The organism is Zoogloea sp., from assembly GCF_030157465.1.
Classification (GTDB): Bacteria; Pseudomonadota; Gammaproteobacteria; order Burkholderiales; family Rhodocyclaceae; genus Zoogloea.
The window spans coordinates 25,595-43,320 of record NZ_JAOAUU010000059.1; the positions used below are offsets into that span (position 1 = coordinate 25,595).

General features: G+C 64.2%; 17 protein-coding genes. 7 read left to right on the top strand and 10 right to left on the bottom strand.

The genetic code is table 11. From position 1 onward, the window contains the following. Nucleotides 1-8 precede the first annotated feature (8 nt). The 7 genes from Q1W26_RS07875 to Q1W26_RS07905 all read right to left on the bottom strand — a co-directional run bounded on the left by Q1W26_RS07875 (nt 9) and on the right by Q1W26_RS07905 (nt 8,616). Nucleotides 9-1,220, bottom strand: a complete 1,212-nt coding sequence (locus Q1W26_RS07875) for a hypothetical protein (RefSeq protein WP_300438146.1) — start codon at nt 1,218-1,220, stop codon at nt 9-11. Between the two features lie 10 nt (nt 1,221-1,230). Next, nucleotides 1,231-3,051, bottom strand: coding sequence for a hypothetical protein (locus tag Q1W26_RS07880; RefSeq protein WP_300438148.1), 1,821 nt, complete (start codon nt 3,049-3,051; stop codon nt 1,231-1,233). After that, the gene (locus tag Q1W26_RS07885; RefSeq protein WP_300438150.1) at nt 3,048-4,067 is read right to left on the bottom strand and encodes a glycosyltransferase family 2 protein; all 1,020 of its coding nucleotides are present in this window, start codon (nt 4,065-4,067) and stop codon (nt 3,048-3,050) included. Before Q1W26_RS07885 ends, Q1W26_RS07880 begins: the two co-directional genes overlap by 4 nt. After that, nucleotides 4,064-4,486, bottom strand: coding sequence for a GtrA family protein (locus Q1W26_RS07890; protein WP_300438152.1), 423 nt, complete (start codon nt 4,484-4,486; stop codon nt 4,064-4,066). Before Q1W26_RS07890 ends, Q1W26_RS07885 begins: the two co-directional genes overlap by 4 nt. A 186-nt stretch (nt 4,487-4,672) precedes the next feature. Continuing rightward, nucleotides 4,673-5,647, bottom strand: coding sequence for a hypothetical protein (locus tag Q1W26_RS07895; protein WP_300438154.1), 975 nt, complete (start codon nt 5,645-5,647; stop codon nt 4,673-4,675). Further along, entirely contained in the window at nt 5,632-6,243 is a 612-nt protein-coding gene (locus Q1W26_RS07900; protein WP_300438157.1) for a hypothetical protein, read from the bottom strand. The genes Q1W26_RS07895 and Q1W26_RS07900 overlap by 16 nt, the downstream gene beginning before the upstream one ends. Nucleotides 6,244-6,498: 255 nt before the next feature. Continuing rightward, nucleotides 6,499-8,616, bottom strand: coding sequence for a YgiQ family radical SAM protein (locus Q1W26_RS07905; protein ID WP_300438223.1), 2,118 nt, complete (start codon nt 8,614-8,616; stop codon nt 6,499-6,501). A 545-nt stretch (nt 8,617-9,161) separates the two neighbouring features. Between Q1W26_RS07905 and Q1W26_RS07910 the strand changes: the two genes are divergently transcribed. Continuing rightward, nucleotides 9,162-9,494 (top strand): H-NS histone family protein, encoded by a 333-nt coding sequence (locus Q1W26_RS07910; protein WP_300438160.1) that lies wholly within the window; start codon nt 9,162-9,164, stop codon nt 9,492-9,494. A 36-nt stretch (nt 9,495-9,530) separates the two neighbouring features. Here Q1W26_RS07910 and Q1W26_RS07915 read toward each other — a convergent pair whose 3' ends face one another. Then, nucleotides 9,531-10,316: a LytTR family DNA-binding domain-containing protein gene (locus Q1W26_RS07915; protein WP_300438162.1), complete on the bottom strand. Its 786-nt coding sequence runs from the start codon at nt 10,314-10,316 to the stop codon at nt 9,531-9,533. After that, nucleotides 10,313-11,332 carry a histidine kinase gene (locus Q1W26_RS07920; RefSeq protein ID WP_300438163.1) on the bottom strand — a complete coding sequence of 340 codons (1,020 nt, stop codon included), beginning with the start codon at nt 11,330-11,332 and terminating at the stop codon, nt 10,313-10,315. Before Q1W26_RS07920 ends, Q1W26_RS07915 begins: the two co-directional genes overlap by 4 nt. A gap of 84 nt (nt 11,333-11,416) precedes the next feature. Between Q1W26_RS07920 and argH the strand changes: the two genes are divergently transcribed. The 6 genes from argH to Q1W26_RS07950 all read left to right on the top strand — a co-directional run bounded on the left by argH (nt 11,417) and on the right by Q1W26_RS07950 (nt 17,344). Further along, the gene (gene argH / locus Q1W26_RS07925) at nt 11,417-12,874 is read left to right on the top strand and encodes an argininosuccinate lyase (RefSeq protein WP_300438166.1); all 1,458 of its coding nucleotides are present in this window, start codon (nt 11,417-11,419) and stop codon (nt 12,872-12,874) included. Nucleotides 12,875-12,886: 12 nt separating this feature from the next. Further along, nucleotides 12,887-14,167, top strand: a complete 1,281-nt coding sequence (locus Q1W26_RS07930; protein ID WP_366143648.1) for a serine/threonine-protein kinase — start codon at nt 12,887-12,889, stop codon at nt 14,165-14,167. Nucleotides 14,168-14,430: 263 nt separating this feature from the next. Further along, nucleotides 14,431-14,967, top strand: coding sequence for a hypothetical protein (locus Q1W26_RS07935; protein WP_300438172.1), 537 nt, complete (start codon nt 14,431-14,433; stop codon nt 14,965-14,967). A gap of 33 nt (nt 14,968-15,000) precedes the next feature. Next, nucleotides 15,001-15,312, top strand: coding sequence for a hypothetical protein (locus Q1W26_RS07940; RefSeq protein WP_300438174.1), 312 nt, complete (start codon nt 15,001-15,003; stop codon nt 15,310-15,312). Next, nucleotides 15,309-16,235, top strand: a complete 927-nt coding sequence (locus Q1W26_RS07945) for an HprK-related kinase A (protein WP_300438177.1) — start codon at nt 15,309-15,311, stop codon at nt 16,233-16,235. Before Q1W26_RS07940 ends, Q1W26_RS07945 begins: the two co-directional genes overlap by 4 nt. Continuing rightward, entirely contained in the window at nt 16,232-17,344 is a 1,113-nt protein-coding gene (locus Q1W26_RS07950) for a nucleotidyltransferase family protein (RefSeq protein WP_300438180.1), read from the top strand. The genes Q1W26_RS07945 and Q1W26_RS07950 overlap by 4 nt, the downstream gene beginning before the upstream one ends. A 29-nt stretch (nt 17,345-17,373) precedes the next feature. Here the strand turns inward: Q1W26_RS07950 and grxD are convergent, their stop codons facing one another. Continuing rightward, nucleotides 17,374-17,688 carry a Grx4 family monothiol glutaredoxin gene (grxD, locus tag Q1W26_RS07955; protein WP_300438183.1) on the bottom strand — a complete coding sequence of 105 codons (315 nt, stop codon included), beginning with the start codon at nt 17,686-17,688 and terminating at the stop codon, nt 17,374-17,376. Nucleotides 17,689-17,726 lie beyond the last annotated feature (38 nt).

Consider the following 17,726-nt stretch of genomic DNA (forward strand, 5'->3'; position numbering starts at 1 on the left):
TAAAAGCCCTACATGCCGAGCGCGTTCCTCACATCGCGGATGAAGGGCTTGATGTCCTTCAGGCTCCAAACGTAGTAACGCACCGACGGACGAAGGAAATCCACCAGAAAGCGCACGGTTTCGCGCACCGGGCGAACCTGGAAGGTCCGGTCACGAATCTTGCCGGGCTCGAGGAGGATGCGCCTGAGGCGCTTCAGCTCGGTGGCCACCATGCGGCAGCGCAGGTTTTCGCGCACGGGCGGCAGCGCCGGCATGCGCCCCTCGCCCTGCAGACCATAGGCCAGCACACCAAAGCCCGCGCCGCAGTACATCGCCAGCGGAAAACTGCCCCAGAAACGGCCGTTCACTTCCATCAGCACGGCCCGCCCGCTTGCCGGATCGTAACGATATTCGACCATCGCCACACCGTCCCAGCCAATGTGCTGGAGCAGGCGGATGGATTGCTCCTGCAGATCGCGGAACTGGTCCAGCGGCACCGCATCGCACACGCTCGAAAAACCGCCTTCCGGCGGCCATTCGGCGATCCGCAGGTGCTGAAAGCGCCGCACCGCCTGACCGCGGTGCATGAAGAAAAACTGCCCGAGCCCGACACCGGCGCAGTATTCCTGGACCAGCGGCCATGCGCCCACCGGCCGATAGCGTTCGGCCGCACGCAGAAACTCCTCGGCCGAGTAAACGTATTCGGCCTTGATCAACTCGATCCCCGCGGCATGCAGCGCACCGGCCACCGCATTGGGGTCGGCCCATTTCAGCACGGCCGGAAAACGGAAACCCCTTGCCAGCTGCTCCACCTCGTTCCAGTCGTTGGGGCACGCACTTTGCGGCACATCCAGCCCGAGGGCGGCCGCCGCCTCGAGCGTGCGCGTCTTGTCGAGGACGATTGCGAATGCCTCCTTCGACGGAAGCAGCGGCGTGATCTTGCCGAGGCGCGCGTGGTTGTCGATCAGCCAGGCGGTGTTGGCCTCCGAAACGGTCAGCAGATAGCCGGCGCCGTAACGTTCGCCCAAGGCCCGCAATTCCGCCAGGCCCTCGTCGGTACGCGGCTTGTCCAGGATTTCTCCGTGGGTGAGATAACGGGACTTCAGGCCGATGGCATTGGGATCGACCGCGATACCGACGACCGGAATGCCGGCTTCGCCCAACTCGCGCACCAGGCTCAGGCCAATCTGCGTCTCGATGCCCAGCACATAGCAGGGCGGGCGGGTTTGCGTCTCATTCATCGGCAGACACTCAGCGAAACGCCGGCCCGGCCGCAGCACGGGTGCGCAGCCGGCCAAAAACGGCAAGCAGGATCAGCACGACCAGCGACGCGATCGAAATCCAGCGGGCGGTGGCGAACAGCGAGGTCTCGGTCCACACCAGCTCGACCTCGTGGGCCCCGGGCGCCAGCGACACCTCGATCAAGCCGCTATTCACGTCATGGACAGCCGGCACGGATTTACCGTCGATCATCACCTTCCACATGGGCAGCAAAAACACCGGCAACCTCAGGCGGGTGTCGGCAAGCGCCTCGATGCGCCAGGCCACGGTATTGGCCACGAACCTGGCCGGCCCGCAGTGCGCCTGGCGGCTGCTGCATTCCTGCTCGAAGCCGCCCACCGCGTAGTCGAGATAACCCGGCGCGGACAGCTTCGTCACGTATTCCGGCGTGCCGCGAAAAGCGCCGGCGCTGAGCGGCAGGCGCTCGCAGGCGCTCTTGTCGGCCGAGCACTTGAAGCCCCCGTTTGGCGTGCGCGACCACTGGGGCAGCAGCTCGAAGAGATATTGATTGCTGGCAAGCGCCGGCACCAGTTTGACCCCGTCGAGGTATGTCGCCTTGCCGGCCATCACCACGCCGAGCACCCCGATGGCCGCCACCGAGAACACAAACACCTTTTTCCAGATGCGCCGGCCGGAAAGCTGCGCCGAGGGAATCAACAGCGCGCAGATAACGATCACCATCACGTAGGCGATGGAAAGAAAACGATACGGCAGCTGGATCTTGAGCAGCGGCGAGGACTTCATCGTCCAGAGCGGATACGACAGCTCGGACCCGAAGAACACCGCCACCGCCAGCACCAGAAACAGCCGCAGCACAACCGGGCGCGCGGGCGACCCCGCAGCCCCCTTCAGCCGGAAGACGTACCAGCCCGAGGCCAGCACCAGCAGCAGCACCGGAACGGCAATCGGCCACTGGAACGAAAACCACTGAACCCCGTGCCAGACCGCCGAGAAGGTGGGCCACGCAAAGGCCTGCAGGATGTGCGAGCCCGTCCAGGCATCGGTATTGATCAGCGACGTGGAGCCGAGGGCCGGCACCAGGTAGATACTGCCCAGGCCCAGGCCCAGCGCCACCGTTCCCCCCCAGGCCAGCATACGGCGCACGATGCCGCGCAGCGACACCCCGCCGTCTGCCGTCGGCGCCACGCAGGCCACTGCCGAATAGCACATCAGCAGCACCAGGGCGCTCATGGTGTGGCCGATGACGGCGATTCCGATTGCCGCGGCGGCCGGAAGATTCACCCGGTCGAACGAAGCCTTCGGCCGGAACAGCGACCACAGCAGCAAGCCGTGGGCCGCATAGCCGACCGAGGCCCAGGCAAAGCCCTGAAACTTGTAATGCAGCATCACCAGAAATGGATTTGCAGCAGCGGCAAAACCCGCCAGCAGCGCCACCCGGAACGAGACGTAATACCGGCAGGTGAGATAAACGCAAAAGCCGAATAATGCGTTGGTCAGCACTTCCACGACATGCATGGACGCCCAGGTTGTGACCCCCGCCAACGAGACGAGCGCCGCAAGAAAATAATAGAGCGGCGAATAGAAGACGAATACCGGCTCGCCAAGCCCGAAGCGGTCGAAGAAAGTCCAGCGGGGGTAAAGCCAGCCGTGGCTGACGCCATCCGCGAATTCCCTGGCCCAGTGGTAGTGCAGGTAAAAATCGAAATTGGGATCGCCGTAATGGGAGCCGTAATGCGGAAAATGCAGCATGAGCGCCAGCGCGAGAAATACGCCGAATGCGGCGAGCGACTCCCGCAAGCTCAGCCGGGAATTGACAGCCGTCCCCATCATGATGCCTCTCCGGAATGCTGACCGGCCATCACCGGCCGGGCACCTGCACTACGCTCCGCCGCCGCATCCACACGTGCAGTCAGCGGGCGGGGGCGCCGGATGATGAACATCGGCCGCCTTTTCTGCTCGTCATACATTCTGGCGAGATACACCGCAATGACGCCGAGGGCCGTCAGGATCATGCCGCCCAGCATCACCTGAACAGCGATCACGGTGGTGAAACCCATGGCGGCCGTGCCGGTGAAATACCGGTAGAAGGTTTGAAACAGCAACAAGGCGCCCAGCCCGGCCGTGGCGAAACCCACGTAGCCGACGGCGACGAAGGGCAGGGACGAAAACGCCAGCAGGTTGTTGATCGAATAGCGCAGCAGCGAACCGAGCGACCATTTGGTGCTGCCGATCTCCCGCTCCTGCACATCGAACTCCACATCCGCGACGCGAAAACCAACCCAGGTGACCATCCCGCGGAAAAAGCGGTTGCGCTCGGGAAACTGCAGCAGGGTATCCACGACCTGGCGGTCCAGCAGCTTGAAATCACTGGCGCCGGCCATGTTGCCGCCCACCGCGTGGCTCATCAGGCCGTTGAACAGGTTGGCAAATGCCCGGTAGGCGGCCGGCTCTTCGCCGCGCTGGCGCTTGCGGCCATTCACGACGTCATAGCCCTCACGCCACTTGGCCAGCAGATCGCCCAGCACCTCGGGCGGATGCTGGAGATCGGCATCCATGAAAATGACGCAGTCGCCCATGGCCACCGCGAGGCCGGCGGCCATCGCAGCTTCCTTGCCGAAATTACGGGAGAAATTGACCGGCACCACGTCCGGACGCCCCCGGGCGATTTCCTCGAGAACCTTCTCCGTCGCATCGCGCGAACCGTCGTTCACAAAGATCAGCTCGGCGCGCACGTTCAGGGGCTCGAGCACCCGGTCGACCACTTCGAGGAAACGGGGAAGCCCTTCTGCCTCGTTGAATGCCGGCACTACGATCGATATTTCTGCCTTGTCTGTATGCAGCTTCATCGAAACACCCTTCGCAAGCAGAAGTAATTTAAGGCGACCATGACGACCTCTGTTCCAAGTTTCGCCGCCACCAGGTTGTCCAGCAGCGCAAGCAGCCCGATCAGGACCACCGGCGACACGCCGATGGTGGTCAACGTCAGCAGCAGGTAGGGGACGACCTGGCGCAGCGGAGCACCCGGCGTGTCACCCGATTTTTTGAATGAAAAATTCTTGTGCCCGAAAAACCCCGCCGCCGCGCCAACGCTACGCGCCACCAGTTGCGCCGCCGCCGGCGGAACCATGAAGAGCCGCGCCAGCACAAAGAAAACGCAGATATCGAGCACCAGCAGCGCAACGCCGGTGATGGCATAGCGCGCCGCCGATGCCCGGCGCACGGCCCGCAACAAGGGCGTCAGACGAGCGCCAACGCCCTCGCTCACGAACGGCTCCATGCTGCGGGAGCGGGGCTCTGCCCGGTCACCGGGCGGTGGAAAGTGGACGTCATCGGGGGGGCTGGAATGTCTATTCAACAGAGGAGTTAGGCCGCTGGGCCGCCGGATCGCCGCTCACGGCAGGAGCAGCCTCAACGAGACCGCCCATGGAGACATCAGCGAATGGCCGGGCGACTAGCCCAAAAAGCGGCGCGCCAGCTGCTCTCCATGACGCCACAGGGTTGCCGGCAAGCCCGCAGAAGGCAGCGAAGCAGCCCGTTGAGCCGGGGCCGATGTTGGCAGCATAGCCATGGTGGAGACAGTAAATCTATCACGCTGACTTGCCAAATAGCGGCACAGCGCCTCGAAACGCCGCACGACGATTGCGTCAGGCTCGCTGCGGCCCTGCTTGAGCATTTCAAAGTTGTGTGACAGCAGTACGAAATGCTCGACCCCCAGCTTTTCGGCCGATTCGAGCGCCCCGCGCAGTTCGGCAAAACTGCAGGCGCCCAGCTGCGCCGGACGCTGGCGCCCGGTTCCATCCTGGAAAACCGTCATCGGCAGGATGCGCACGCCTTCGAAATCCTGCGGGGAGGTGAAATCCAGTTGCCCGCGCAGGTCGGGGCCGCTGTCGGCACACACCGCGTTGAGGCTGCTGTCCACATCGATGCCGCAGACATGCAGCGCTCGGTAGGTGTCGGCATTGCTGGCAAAGCTGCCGGCACGAAAGGCGCGGATGCCCTCGACGCCCACCTGCGCCATCAGGTCGAGGCCCAGGCGGATCAGCTCGATCTGCTCGTCGAGGGTGTAGAAGGAAAGGTGCTGGCGCTTTTTTACGGCGCCCGGAAACGGAATGGGCCGCAGCTCGTCCGACCATTCGGGGTGCAGGTGAAGCTGAATGTCATGCCCGCCGGCGCGGATCAGGTCGACGATGACGGCCAGTTTGTCGATCCCGAAGCGCGCGGCAAACAGCGGCTCGACAAAAAAAACGCCCTTGAGCCCGTTGCGCTCGAGGATTTCGAGCGTCTTGGGCAGCGCGTAGTCGCCCTTTTGCGAGCGGCCATAAACGTAACGCTCGAAACTCGCCGGAAACTGCCCGTCGAGATCCTTCCAGCCGTTGCACCAGACCTCGATGTCGAAGCTCAGATAGACGTTCATCGCTTGAGACATGGGCTGCCTGCCTGGCGCAGTTCTTCGACGAGGTTGGCCACACCCGAATGAATGATCGCGAAACAGGTGCGGAAATACGCATCCGTATGACGATGCGGGTCGTGGATGTGAATGCGGTGGGGGCGCGCCCAGTGCCCCAGCAGCGCGATCGAATCCTCCGGAATGCCGCGCCGGATGAGTTCGCGAACATGCCGCACCTCCATCGCCAGCAGCAGGTCGCCGGGCTGGAAAGTGTAATCGGGGAAGTTTGTCGCACGGTGGGCGGCCAGATCGTAGCCGTAGACCGGGGCAGTGCTGATGGCCTTTTCGAAGGCCGGCTCGCCGGTGTTCGTGGACAGGCCGAACGACGCGGTGTGCGCGCCCAGCCCGGTGGCCACGACATCCGCAAAGGCGCTGCGGTTGATGTTGCCGAGGCACACAAAAACCAGCCGCCTGACCTCCTTCGGCCGGATCTGGACGAAAGGCTGCAGACGGCCGCTGACGAACTCCAGCTCGCCCAGCACCAGTCGCACAAAACCCCGAAAGGTAGCGAAGCCGACGTCGATCAGCGAATCGAGCCGTCCGGCCAGGGTCTTTCGGTATTCAAACTTATCCACGCGGCCACCAGAATCGTCACAGGGCAGACGGAAGCCGCCCTGACTTTAGCGCAACAGTATTGCAGTTTACGGAAGCCGGCCTGGTTGCAAAAAGTGTCTTGAATCAAGGACGCAGATCGACCACCCGCCCGGCTTGGGAGGCCGAATCATACCCGGAATCGTTTACCGCATTTGTGCACCACTTCCGTATCGCACGCAGACGAAGCCGGCATTCCCGGGGCATGACACACGCAGCGGCGTGGAACCGGACGTGATTCAGGAGCGCCCGCGCGGACGCCCCGCTCCACCGCCACCACGCTGCAGCGGCGGCGCGCGGCGGGCGCCTGTCGGGCTGGCCGCCTTGCCGGTTTTTTGTTCACCGCTGCCCTGGCCCCGGTCGAGGACCACCGGCTGATCCCGCGGCACGAGGTGCCGGGGGGCGCTGCCGATCAGCTCGGCACGCCCCATGGCCCGCAGCGCCTCGCGGATCAGCGGCCAGCCTTCGGGGTCGTGGTAGCGCAGCAGGGCCTTGTGGAGGCGACGCTGACGACCGGACTTCGGCGTATCGACGGCCTCCGATGATTCCGACACCTTGCGCAAGGGGTTTTTGCCCGAGTGATACATGGTGGTCGCCATGGCCATCGGGGTCGGCATGAAGGTCTGCACCTGGTCGAGCTTGAAGTTGCTGGACTTCAACCACAGGGCGAGATTGACCATGTCCTCGTCGGTGGTGCCGGGGTGGGCGGCGATGAAGTAGGGAATCAGGTGCTGCTTCTTGCCGGCCTCTTTCGAGTACTGCTCGAACATCTCCTTGAAACGGTCGTAGGTGGCGATGCCCGGCTTCATCATCTTGCCGAGTGGGCCTTCCTCGGTGTGCTCGGGGGCGATCTTGAGCAGGCCGCCCACGTGGTGGGTCACCAGCTCCTTGACGTATTCGGGCGAACGCACGGCCAGGTCGTAGCGCAGGCCGGAGCCGATCAGCACTTTTTTGACACCGGGAATCGCCCGCGCCTTGCGGTACAGGCTGATCAGCGGGCCGTGGTCAGTGCCGAGGTTTTCGCAGATGCCGGGAAACACGCAGGACAGGCGCCGACACGAGGCCTCGATCTGCGGATCCTTGCAGGCCATGCGATACATGTTGGCGGTGGGGCCGCCCAGATCCGAGATGGTTCCGGTAAAGCCCGGCGTCTTGTCGCGGATTTCCTCGATCTCGCGCAGGATCGAGCCTTCCGAGCGGCTCTGGATGATGCGGCCCTCGTGCTCGGTGATCGAGCAGAAGGTACATCCACCAAAACAGCCACGCATGATGTTGATCGAGAAACGGATCATGTCCCAGGCCGGAATGCGCGCCTCGCCGTAAGCCGGATGCGGACGACGGGCATAGGGCTGGCCGAAGACCCAGTCCATTTCCTCGGTGGTGAGCGGAATCGGCGGCGGATTGAGCCACACGTCGCGGCAACCGGGGCCGACGCCGTGGGCCTGGACCATCGCCCGGGCGTTGCCGGGGTTGGATTCGAGGTGGAAGGTGCGCGACGCATGGGCGTACATCACCTTGTCGTCCTTCACCACTTCGTAAGCCGGCAGGCGGATGACCTGACGGGCCCGGTCGGCCTTGCGGCTGGCCACCCGCTCGGCGGCGGGCACGATGCGGATCGGCTGGGCCGCGGGCTGGGCGACTGAAGTCGCCCCTGCAGTCGCCCCTTCAGGCTCCATCTCGTAGGGGTCGCGGTGGGGTTCGACCGGGCCCGGGCGGTCGATGGCGATCGAGTCGACTTCGACAAAGCCTTCAGGATGCCAGCCGGGCTTGACCATGAAGGCCGTGCCACGCAGATCGCGGATGGCCTCGATGGGCTCGCCGGCGGCAAGGCGATGCGCGAGGGCGATGGTCGCGCGCTCGCCGGAACCGAAGATCAGCAGATCGGCCTTGGAATCGGGCAGCACCGAACGCTTCACCTTCTCGGACCAGTGATCGTAATGAGCGATGCGGCGCAGGCTGGCCTCGATGCTGCCGATGACGATGTTGGCGTCCGGGTAGGCCTCGCGGGCACGCTGGGCATAGACCACCACGGCCCGGTCGGGACGCTTGTCGGGCAGCGCGTCGGCCGTGTAGGCGTCGTCGGAGCGCGGTTTGCGATCGGCGGTGTAGCGGTTGATCATCGAGTCCATGTTGCCGGCGGTCAGGCCGAAGAACAGCCGCGGCTTGCCGAGGGCGCGAAAGGCATCGGCGGAATGCCAGTCGGGCTGGCTGATGATGCCGACGCGGAAACCCTGGGCTTCGAGGGTGCGGCCGATCAGGGCCATGCCGAAGCTGGGATGGTCGATGTAGGCATCGCCGGTGACGACGATGATGTCGCACGCGTCCCAGCCGAGGGCGTCCATCTCGGCCCGCGACATGGGCAGGAAGGGCGCCGGAGCAAGCCCGGGCCGGTAGCGGGGGTAGGACAGCAGGGAGGGTGCGAGGGCTGGGTTTTCCATGGGGCTCGATTGCAATGCACACGCATCCGGAGATGCAAGCGGGCATTTATGTATTTTTAACGACTTGGCCGGCGCGATTCTATCCTTACTCGGCGCACGCCGCCCACGCGTATTGCGCGCCGGCACAGGAGACAGCCCAGACCGGTTTTCGGGCAATGTAACTTTGATTTACAAGTCGCCAATCGGTTCAGCAAAACACCGGATATTCAAACTGCAAACCCGCCAGCCCAAAAAACCTTATTCATGATCACTTGCCGAAAAGCCGGAAATCCGTGGCGGCAGTCGGCAATTCATCTGCCCTCAATATTCACCAGGACTCGACAAAGCAGGCAATTCGTATTTCCCCTTTCCAGCGGAAACCCCCTTTGATTGCGGCTTTGGCATTACAATCGAATTGTCGAAAGACTCAAGCCGCAACACATCAGGCAAGCACACCCGAATCAAACCCACAAAGGATCAATTCAATGGCAACTCTCAAGGAACTTCTCGCCCAACAGGCCGAACTGGCAAAACAGATTGAAGAAGTCCGTCGCAACGAAGTCAGCCAGGCAATTCAGCAGGTTCAGGAAATCGTCCAGGAATACGGGCTGAGCCTTGAAGAAGTATTTCCTGGCTTCAAGTCTTCCAAGCCGGCACGCGCCACGTCCGGCGCCCGCACGACCAAGAGCGAAATCCGCTTCCGCAATCCGCAAAACCCGAGCATTGGCTGGTCGGGCAAGGGCCGCAAGCCGCTGTGGATCGTCGAAGGCCTGGCCGCCGGCAAGTCGCTGCAGGATTTCGCCGTCAGCGGCAACTGATTTTCGCTGTATTGCTGTTTGCGTCCGAAGCCTGCTTCAGACGCCCAGCGCTTCTTTTACCGCCGGCCACTGGCGGCGGCTTACCGGCAACTGTTCGGCCAGTCCGTCCAGAATAATGACCCAATGGGCTTCGCCGTCCAGGCCGGTGGTGGCACGGGCCACGCCTTTCACGGCATCCCGTGCAATCAGGCAATTGCGGTGAATGCGCAAGAACAGGTCGGGAAACTCTTCCTCGAGTTGCACCAGCGATTCATCCAGCAGGTATTCCCGCTCCCGGCTGCGGGCCACCACGTATTTCTGCTCGGCCTTCAGATAAAGCACATCCGCCACCGGCACCAGCAAAATGCGACCGCGCTCGTTGATGCTGAAGTGACTGCGATTGGCAGGCGCCATCTGACGCAGGATTTCGTCTGCAGGCGGACGCATGCGGCGGGCCTTTGCAATGGCTTCGGCAAGGCGTATTGCGCGCACCGGTTTGAGGAGGTAATCCACCGCGGCCAGTTCAAAGGCGCGCACGGCGTATTCGTCATAGGCGGTGGTAAAGATCACCGCCGGAACCCGCGGCAGGCGGCCCACATGACGCGCCAGTTCGATACCGTCCATCACCGGCATGCGGATGTCGGTCAGGATCAGATCCACAGTTTCGCGCTCGAGCAGCGCCAGGGCTTCGACGCCATTGGCGGCCATGCCGACGATTCGCGTCGGCTGGCTTTCGGCGATATCGCCAAGCAGGTCGCGCAGGCGTTCGCGGGCCGGCGCCTCGTCGTCCACGACCAGCACGGCCAGCGGCTCGAAATCAGCAGCAGAAAATGTGTCGCTCATCGTTCATTCCGGAATGGCAGGCGGATGCGCACGCAATAGGCGTCGGCGCTTTGCTCGATATCAAGGGCGGCTTCGAGGTCGTAGAACAGCATCAGTCGTTCACGGATGTTGTCGAGAGCCATGCGGTTGCCCACATGATGGCGAACCGCGTCGAGAAGCGGGTTGGCGATCCCGATGATCACCGCCGGCCCGCGGCGCTCGATGGTAATCGAAACCGTGCCCGGCCCGGCGCCCGGCTCGATGCCGTGACAGACGGCGTTTTCGATCAGCGGCTGGAGCAGCAGCGGCGGCACGAGGGCCGCATCGGCCTGCGGATCACGGCGCCAATCCACCTGCAGGCGATCGCCGAGACGCAGGCGCTCAAGGTTGAGGTAGCGCTCGCACAGGGTGATTTCGTCGGCCAGCGGCACCAGTTCACGGCTGTCCTGCATCAGCGCCCGAAACAAATCGGACAGCTCCTCCAGCGCTTCTTCGGCCCGCCGCGGATTGCTGCGCAGCACGCCGAGCACCCCGTTGAGACTGTTGAACAGGAAATGCGGCCGGATCCGCGCCGTCAGCGCCAGGAGCCGCGCCTCGGCCAGCGCCGGCGCCTGCGCGGCGCCGCGCTGGTAAAAATACGCCAGCACTGCCGCGGCGGTTACCAGGGACCAGACCAGCGGACGCACCTGCCCGCCCGTGCCGATGGGCGCCAGCAGGCTGCGACTGGCCAGGGCCACCACAAGCACCGTGCCCAGCACCGCCACCACCCCGGGCCGATAGGGCAGGCGACGCAGCACCGGCTGCAGCAGGAACAACGCGGCCACGCCGAGAATCAGCGGAAACTCGACGTCCACGGCCATCTCCAGCGCCTCGATGACAACCAGATCAAGCTGCGCGTTGCGAACCAGCACGGCCGCCATGGCAAGTGCATTTACCAGGAGCAGGATGCGCAGCACCACACCGAGATTGCGGAAGTCCGGCAATTGCGCAGGACGCCCGCCCCACCCGGCGCGGCGCAGGTTTTGCTTTATACTCATGTATCAAAAACCGGGCCAAAACCTTGAATCCACGGGATTCTCTCCGGGCATAGGCCGCTTTTATCGCAGAGAGCATTAATTATTATGGCAGATCAATCCGCGCCGCAGGACGGCACCGCCAAGGCCTGGTCCGGCCGCTTCTCCGAACCCGTCTCCGAACTCGTCAAACGCTACACCGCCAGCGTGTTCTTCGACAACCGCATGGCTGCCCAGGATATCCGCGGTTCGCTGGCCCACGCCAAAATGCTGGCCCGCCAGGGCATCATCGGCCAATCCGATCTGGCCGACATCGAACGCGGCATGGCCCAGATCGTCGGCGAGATCGAACGCGGCGAGTTCAACTGGAACCTCGACGACGAGGACGTCCACCTCAACATCGAGAAGCGCCTGACGGCCCTGGTCGGCGATGCCGGCAAGCGCCTGCACACCGGCCGCAGCCGCAACGACCAGGTGGCCACCGACGTGCGCCTGTGGCTGCGCGGCGAGATCGACAAGCTCGCCGCCCTGCTGGGCGCCATGCAACACGCGCTGGTGGAACTGGCGGCACAACATGCCGACACCGTGATGCCCGGCTTCACGCACATGCAGGTGGCGCAGCCGGTGAGCTTTGCGCACCACCTGCTGGCCTACGTGGAGATGTTTGCGCGTGATGCCGAACGGCTTGTCGATGTGAGGAAGCGCACCAACCGCCTGCCGCTGGGTGCCGCGGCCCTCGCCGGCACCAGCTATCCGCTGGACCGCGAACGGGTGGCGCGCACGCTGGGTTTCGACGGGGTGTGCCAGAACAGCCTGGACGCCGTGAGTGACCGCGACTTCGCGCTCGAGTTCAGCGGCTTCGCGGCCATCTGCATGGTGCACGTCTCGCGTCTGAGTGAAGAGATCGTGCTGTGGATGAGCCAGAACTTCGGCTTCATCGACCTGGCCGACCGCTACTGCACCGGCTCGTCGATCATGCCGCAGAAGCGCAACCCCGATGTGGCCGAACTGGCGCGCGGCAAGAGCGGCCGCGTGGTCGGCCACCTGATGGGCCTGATCACGCTGATGAAGGGCCAGCCGCTGGCCTACAACAAGGACAACCAGGAAGACAAGGAGCCCCTGTTCGACTCCGCCGACACCGCCATCGACACCCTGCGCATCTACGCCGACATGATGGGCAGCCGCGTCGAAGCCAACGGCGAGAAGGTCTTCAACGTCCGCGTGAAGCGTGAAGCGATGCAGGCCGCTCTCACCCAGGGCTACGCCACCGCCACCGACCTGGCCGACTACCTCGTCAAGAAAGGCCTGCCCTTCCGCGACGCCCACGAAGCCGTGGCGCTGGCCGTGCGCGCGGCCGAGCTCACGGGCTGCGATCTGCCGCAGATTCCGCTGGCCGACCTGAAGGCCGCCATGACCCACGTGCCGGGCGCCGTCGAACGTCTGGCCGAAGATGTGTTCCAAGTACTGACCGTGGAAGGTTCGCTGGCGTCGCGTGACCACGTGGGCGGCACGGCCCCGAACCAGGTTCGCGCAGCCATCGCACGCGCCCGCAGTCGTCTGGCCTGAGGAAAGATGAAAATGGAAAGGATCGGCAAATACGAGGTCAGGCGAAAGCTGGGTGAAGGCGCGACCAGTACCGTCTATCTCGGCTTCGATCCTTTCGCCCAGCGGGAGGTGGCCATCAAGCGTCTTCACCCGGAGATGCTGCGGGTCACCGACCACACCACCCTGTACCACCACATGCTGCTCAACGAGGCCTCCCTCGCCGGCAAGCTGCAGCACCCGCACATCGTCCAGATCCACGACGCGGTCATCGACGAGCGCGACGCCTACGTGGTCATGGAATACGTGCCCGGTGGCACCCTGGATGCCTTCACGAGCCCCGACACGCTGCTGCCTTTCGAGCGGCTGATCGAGATCATCTTCAAGTGCACCCGGGCCCTCGACTACGCCCACCTGCAGGGTGTCACGCACCGGGACATCAAGCCGGCCAACATCCTGCTCACGGCCCCCGACGGGCAGGACATCAAGATTTCCGACTTCGGCGCGGCAATCTTCACCGCCAGCGAAACCACCCAGCTGTCAGGCCTCGGCTCGCCCGCCTACATGTCGCCCGAGCAGGTCCGCGAACAGCCCCTCGACCACCGCACCGACATCTACTCCCTCGGCGTGGTGATGTATCAGCTGCTCACCGGCCGGCTGCCCTTCGAAGGCAGCAGCAAGGCCACGCTGATGTACAAGATCGCCCACGAAACGCCGCCGCCGCCGTCGAGCATCCGCCCGGAGATCCCGCCGGAACTGGACGCCATCGTCTGCAAGGCCATGCGCTGCAACATCTCCGGGCGCTATGCGGCGTGGAGGGAGTTCTCCCACGATCTGGCCGAGGTCTATCGCAACCGCCGCACGGTGGCCGACAGCACCGAGCCGCCCGACAGCGAAAAATTCGAGCGCCTGCGCGCCTTCCGTTTCTTCCGTGAATTCAGCGACATCGAAATCTGGGAGATCGTCCGCTTTGCCGAATGGCGCCTGATCCCACCCGGCACCGTGGTCATGAAGGAAGGCGAACCGGGTAATTACTTCTGCTTCGTCGTCCAGGGCGAGCTGCGCATTGCCAAGAAAAGCCACCTGCTCAACGTGCTCAGCGCCGGAGACTGTTTTGGCGAGATGGCCCTTTTCTCCCCCGGCCGCGGCGCCCGCACGGCCTCGGTTGAAACCACCACCGAAACGCGCATCCTGACCATCCGCGCCCCCGCCCTGCTGCGCGCATCCAGCCTGTGCCAAATGCATTTTTACAAAGGCTTCCTCGAAGTTCTGGCCAGCCGCCTGTCGCTCGCCAACAGCCGCATCGCCAGCATCTAGGCGCGACGGCCTCCGCCGCCCGAAGAAACGCCATCCGAATCTGTCGGCTTTTTTGACACACGCCGGCAGATTCGCGCGCCGATCTTTCCCATGCGGTTTTAATTCCTTTAAAATCATCGAGCTAAAATCGTTGAGAAATCCGGAACGAAATTTGCTTGGCCTATATTGACCAAATGCGGACCCACGTCACGTCAACGTAAGCCTGGGCTGCCTATACTGCACATGAGAACGCCGGTCTTGGCGTCAGCAAAACGAGGTTTAGGATGAATCTGGAAAAAACTGAAAAATCTGCCGCGCCGCAAGTCGCCAAGTCCGACAGCGCCGCATCGCAGAAGGGCCGTCGCCGACTCGTCCAGGCCGGTCTCGCCGGTGCCCCTTTGCTGATGGCCTTGAAAAGCACGCCGGTGCTGGCCTCGAACTGCAAGTTGCCGTCCGGCTTCTCTGTTTCCGGAAACCTGAGCCGTCCGCGCGACTATGTCTGCACGGAATTCATCAACCAGGGCGTGTCGTTCTGGAAAAGCAAACTCACCAACGACAGCACCCTGGACATCAACTACGCTACCGCCTTTGGCAGCGACCCGAAGGGCTTCGGCACTCTGCTCGGTGCGCTCAACGGTTCTGATGTTGTCTACGCCAAAGCGGCCGCCGTCTACCTCAACGCCAACGCCACCGAGCGGGCCGCCCTCAAGGCCGTTGTTTACGATGGCCTTGAAGGGGCGGGCTATGTGCCCAGCGTCGGCGCCAAGCCCTGGCATGCACTTGAGGTCGAAGCTTATTTCAACTATTTCCTGGGCATATAAGCAGCCCACCCCTGCCCGTTTTTGCCTCTCCTTTTGCCTGTACAAGGTTACGTCGCCACTGCAGCCCTTCTCGAAGGGCTGCAGTTCGTTCTCTGGAAGGAAGTCGACGAAGGCTGGGTCCGCTTCGACCCGACCGCCGGCCAGACGCTGCTGCTGGCACCGATCAGCCGCTTCGTGCTCGGTCAGCTGTCGCTCCCCGGCCGCGTCCTTTCGGTCGATGATCTCGCTTACGCCGTCCTGCACGAAGAGCCCGATGCGCCGCCCGACGACTGCCGCCTCGCGGTCAGCGCAGCCGTTGACGCCCTCGCCGCGGCCCGCCTGATCGAGCAGCACCGTCCCTCTTGAGAATCCGCGACCTGTCCCCGTCCGACTTCCGTGCCCGCCTCGGCGGAGACGGCATCCGCCTGGCGACGGGGCCGTTCAACTGCCGCCTGCAGAGCGGCATCGGCGAGATTGCCGATGAACTCGCCCGGCTCTACGCGCACCACACGCTGGTCGACAGCTCCGCCTTCACCGATTTCCACATCGCCGTCCAGCCCGGACACGGCCTGCGGCGCTGGCTGCGCCCGCAGGCGCTGTTCTCGGTGGATTCCGTCGAGCCCTTCACCCCGCTTCCCCGTGCCCAGGCCCTGCCCATGCTGGAATGGGGCCTCAACTGGTGCGTCACCGCCTACAGCCAGCACATCCTGGTGCTCCACGCGGCAGCCGTTGCCCGCGGCAACCGGGCGGCCATCCTGCCTGCCCCGCCGGGCTCCGGCAAAAGCACCCTGTGCGCCGCGCTGGTCAACCGCGGCTGGCGTCTGCTGTCGGACGAACTGACCCTGATCAGCGTCGAAACCGGCCAGGTCATGGGCCTCGCCCGGCCGGTCAACCTCAAGAACGCCTCGATCGACATCATCCGCGCCTACGCGCCCGACGCCTTCCTGACCCAGCCCGTGCATGACACCACCAAGGGCACGGTGGCCCTGATGGCCCCGACCGCAGCCAGCGTCGAAGCCGTCGACACACCGGCCGCGCCCACCTGGATGATCCTGCCCCGCTACCGCGCCGGCGCTGACGCCACCCTCACCCCGATGGGCAGCGGCACCGCCTTCCTGCAGATCGCCGACAACGCCATGAACTACCACATCCTCGGCGCGCAGGGCTTCGAAGCGGTGGGCCGCATGGTGGACAGCTGCCAGAGCTACGGCTTCGAATACAGCCGGCTCGACGACGCCATTGCAGTGTTCGATCGCCTGGCCGCAGAAGCGGAAAGCGAAGCCCGATGAGCCTGCTGGTCCAGGTGTTCCGCCAGCCGGACCAAATCCGGCGCCTCCAGGCACACGAGTGGGATCTACTGGTTCGCCAGGCGCGTCACGCCAACCTGCTCGGCCGGCTCCACCACCGCCTGCTGGCAGCCGGACTGGCCGCCGAGATACCCCGCCGCCCCGCCAATCATCTCCTGTCCGGCGCCGTCATGGCCGGGCAGCAGCATCACTCGATCCGCCGCGAAGTCCGTTTTCTGCGCGAAGCCCTGGCGCCGGCCGGCATTCCGCTGATCCTGCTCAAGGGCGCGGCCTACGTCGCCGCCGGGCTGCCCGCCGCCGAAGGGCGCCTGTTTGCCGACGTGGACATCCTGGTGCCCCGCGAACAGCTTGGCGAAGCCGAATCAGCACTGATGATGACCGGCTGGCAAAGCACCGCCCTCGACGCCTACGACCAGCGCTACTACCGCCGCTGGATGCACGAACTGCCGGCCATGCAGCACATCTTCCGCGGCACGGCCCTCGATGTGCACCACACGATCCTGCCGCCGACCGCGCGCCTCAAACCCGACCCGCGCCTCCTTGTCGAAGCCAGCGTCGAAATTCCCGGCCTGCCCGGCGTGCGCACCCTCGCCCTGCCCGACCTGATCCTGCACAGCGCCACCCACCTGTTCCACGAAGGCGAACCCGACAACCTGCTGCGCGACCTCACCGACCTGGACGCACTGCTGCGCCACCTCGGCACCACCCCCGGCAACTGGGACGCACTCGTAGCACGGGCTCAGCAACTCGGGCTGGAAGGCCCGCTGCGCCTCGCCCTGCGCTACACCTGCCGCGTGCTCGGCACCCCGGTGCCGGCTGCCCTGGACTGCCTTGGCGCAGGCGGGCCAGGCCAGCGCATGCTCGACGCGATCTATTCCCGCGTGCTGCGCCCGCAACACCCGAGCACCGCCGACGTCCTCTCCCCCCTCGCCCGCAAAAGCCTCTACATCCGCGCCCACTGGCTGCGCATGCCGCCTCACCTGCTGGCCTATCACCTGGCCCACAAGGCGCTTTTTCCGCCGGAAGCCCTCACCAAACCGCTGTCAGACGACAAGTCCCACGAAAAACCGGACGCAAAAAAAGCGGCCTGAGCCGCTTTTTTTACCGGAACCGCACCGCTTTAGGCCAGATCGGCAATCAGCTGCTTCAGTTCGCCGGACTGGTACATCTCGCGCATGATGTCGGACCCGCCGACAAACTCGCCCTTGATGTAGAGCTGCGGAATGGTCGGCCAGTTGGCGTATTCCTTGATGCCCTGGCGGATACCCTCGTCGGCCAGCACATCCACCGCAAAGACTTCACCAGCGCCGCAAGCCTGCAGAATCTGGACCGCAGTAGCGGAAAAACCGCAACGCGGCATGGCCGGGCTGCCCTTCATGTACAGCACGACCGGGTGGGTGGTGACTTGTTCGTGAATGATTTTTTGAACGTCCATCGTGATCTCGCAAATAGTTGAGCAATTCAGTCGGGAAA